Source organism: Endozoicomonas sp. ONNA1 (assembly GCF_024606325.1).
Lineage (GTDB): Bacteria > Pseudomonadota > Gammaproteobacteria > Pseudomonadales > Endozoicomonadaceae > Endozoicomonas_A.
The window spans coordinates 1-3,218 of record NZ_JAHHPN010000344.1 but is presented as its reverse complement, the minus strand read 5'-3'; the positions used below and the strand labels follow the sequence as shown (position 1 = coordinate 3,218).

Below are 3,218 nucleotides of genomic sequence, written 5' to 3'. Positions count from 1 at the left end.
TATTTTCCTGCTCTATTCTATTTCACCAAAGCTCGACTGATGGCTCAATGCGAAAAGTTCAACGTAGATACAGAGGCCGTGATTGCTCATGAGGACAGGGTGAACTCAGCCATCTTCAGTTCCGATGGCAGCCATCTGTTGACCGCCAGTGAAGATAAAACGGCGAAAATCTATGGCCAGAAGACCCATGGAAAATGGGTAGAAGAAACCATCATTTCCCATGAAGACGATGTCGGATCAGCTATCTTCAGCGCCGATGGCCGCTATCTGGTGACCACCAGTGAAGATGGAACGGCAAAAATCTATGGTCAAGCCGATGGGTCATGGGCAGAGAAACTCACTATTTTCCATGATGACGTTTTCAGATCAGTCACCTTTAGCAGCGATGGCCGTCATTTGGTGACCGCCAATAAGGATAATAAGGCGAAAATCTGTGCTGAGGGAGATGATGGATCATGGGAAGAAAAAGTCACCATTTCCCATAATGATTGGGTCAACTCAGCCACCTTCAGCCCCGACAGTAGTTATTTGGTGACCACCAGTTATGACAACACTGCAAGAATCTATGGTCGGGAAGTCGATGGATCATGGCTCAAGAAACTCACCATTGCCCATGACCGACTGATCAACTCAGTTATCTTCAGCGTCGATGGTCGCCGAGTAGTGACGGCCAGCACCGATGGCAGAGCGAAAATCTATGGCCAAAAGACCGATGGCTCATGGGAAGAAGAGACCATCATTTCACACGATGGGACTGTCAACTCAGCCACCTTCAGTGCCGATGGCTGCCATTTGGTAACGGCCAGTGACGATAACACGGCGAAAATCTGTGTTCAGAAGGATGATGGAACATGGGGAGTAGAAGTCGTCATTTACCATAATGGCTATGTCGACTCAGCCTCCTTCAGCCCCAATGGGTGCCATGTGGTGACGGCAAGTGTCGATAGCACGGCGAAAATCTATAGCAAGAAGGACGACGGATCATGGGAAGAAAAGTGCACTATTTTACATGATTACAGTGTCAGCTCAGCCACCTTCAGTCCCGATAGCCGTCATATGGTCAGTGTCGGTGGCAACGCGAAAATTTATGGTCTGAAGACTAACGGATCCTGGATCGAAAAGGTCAACACTTCCCATAAGGGTATTGTCAAGTCAGCCACCTTTAGCGTCGATGGCTGCCTTCTACTGACCACCAGTGCCGATGGAACGACAAAAATTTATGGTCAGGCGGCTAATGAATCATGGGTAGAAAAAGCCGCTGTTACTCACAGAGGTGCCGCCAAATCAACCGCTCTTAGCGCCAATGGCCACCATGTGGTTTCGCCCTTCCCCCATAACGAGTTGAGAATTTATAAGCTATCGATGAATCATTGATGGTTTGCTGTGATCAATAAAAGGGGCGCCATTCTACATGTGCTGAAAAGCAGGAATTTAGTTAGTGACACTTAATAACATATTATGAAACTTTTATTTCACAGCCGACTTTAATTAACTTCATCAATTTTGAAAGTCGCTAATAGAGGGAATACTCATTTAGGAGAAACAGAGATGTATTCTAAGGTTAATAATTCCGACACAGCCGGTTCACTTTCGCTACCATCTGTAAGCACTTCATTGGCGACAGAACCATTGGGTGCCAGTGTCGGCAGGTCCATCACTTTACCTGATAAAGAAATAAAGAAAACAGCTTCATTGCACGATTTGCCCGAGGAAATAACCATCAAAATTGCTCGTTTGTTGGAGTTTCGGGATATCGTCAGTTTACAAAGGGTATCTGTTCACTTATACAATGCTATTAAAAACGATCCTGTACTGGAAAAGGCGTGGTATTGCCGGTTTTCTCCACTACACCAATATCAACTAAAGAAAATTCTTCCTTTAGAGAATAAGGAACAGCTCAGTCATTGGCTGCGACCGTTTACGAAGGATGAAGCGTTAGTCGAATCACTAATAGAACACCGAAGTTATGATTATTTCCCTGCTCTGTTTTACTTCACCAAAGCTCGACTGATGTCTCAATACAAAACATTTAATGTAGATACTGAAGTCATCATTAATCATGATTTTGATAGTATTGTCTACTCAGCCACCTTCAGCACTGATGGCAGCCACCTGATAACGGCCGGCAGCGACGGAAAGGCGAAAATTTATGGCTGTAACAATGGCTCATGGGAAAGAAAAGCCATTATTTCCCATAGACGCGAAGTCAGGTCAGGCATCTTCAGCGCCGATGGGCGCCTCGCGATGACCGCCAGTTTGGATCAAACAGCAAAAATTTATGGTCAAGTCGATGGGGCATGGGAAGAGAAATTCACTATTTTCCATGATGCTTTGCTCAACACAGCTACCTTCAGCGCAGATAGCAGCCATTTGGTCACCACCCATTACGATAACATGGCAAAAATCTACGGTCAGGAAGTCGATGGATCATGGGTAGAAAAAATCACCATTTCCCATGACCAATGGATCAACTCAATGACCTTCAGCGCCGATGGTCGCCGATTGGTAACGGCCTCTGATGATGGCACGGCGAAAATTTATGGTCAAAAGACTGATGGCTCATGGGAAAAGGAAATCATCATTTCCCATCGTAAACGTGTCAAGTCAGCCATCTTTAGTGCCGATAGCCGCCATGTGGTAACGGCCAGTCAGGATTACACGGCGAAAATCTGTGGTCAGAAGGACGATGGATCATGGGGAGAAGAAGGCGTCATTTTCCATAATGACTATGTCAACTCAGCTGTCTTCAGCCTCAATGGCCAGCATGTGGTGACGGCCGGTGAAGATAACACGGCGAAAATCTATAGCAAAAAGGACGACGGATCATGGGAAGAAAACTGCACTATTACCCATGGTAAAGGTGTCATCTCAGCTAGCTTCAGCCCCGATGACCGCCATCTGGTGACGGCCAGTAAAGATGGCACAGCGAAAATCTATGGTCTGAAGACTGATGGATCATCCTGGGTAGAAGAGGCCATCATTTCTCATCTGAGTGTTGTCAAATCATCCATCTTTAGTGCCGATGGCTGCCTTGTGGTGACCACCAGTATGGATGGAACGGCAAAGATTTACGGTCGGGGGGCTAATGGAGCATGGATAGAAAAAACCGTTGTTACTCACAGAGGTGCCGCCAAATCAACCGCTCTCAGCGCCAATGGCCACTATTTGGTTTCGCCCTTTCACCATAACGAGTTGAGAATTTATAAGCTTTCGATGAA

The 3,218-nt window shown here is 46.3% G+C and carries 2 protein-coding genes; both read left to right on the top strand.

The features are described 5' to 3' along the window. Positions 1-1,374: WD40 repeat domain-containing protein (locus tag KDK19_RS07810; RefSeq protein ID WP_257291685.1), on the top strand; the 1,374-nt coding region annotated here is incomplete at its 5' end. Between the two features lie 174 nt (positions 1,375-1,548). Then, on the top strand, positions 1,549-3,218 hold a 1,670-nt coding region (locus tag KDK19_RS07805), incomplete at its 3' end, for an F-box protein (protein ID WP_257291684.1).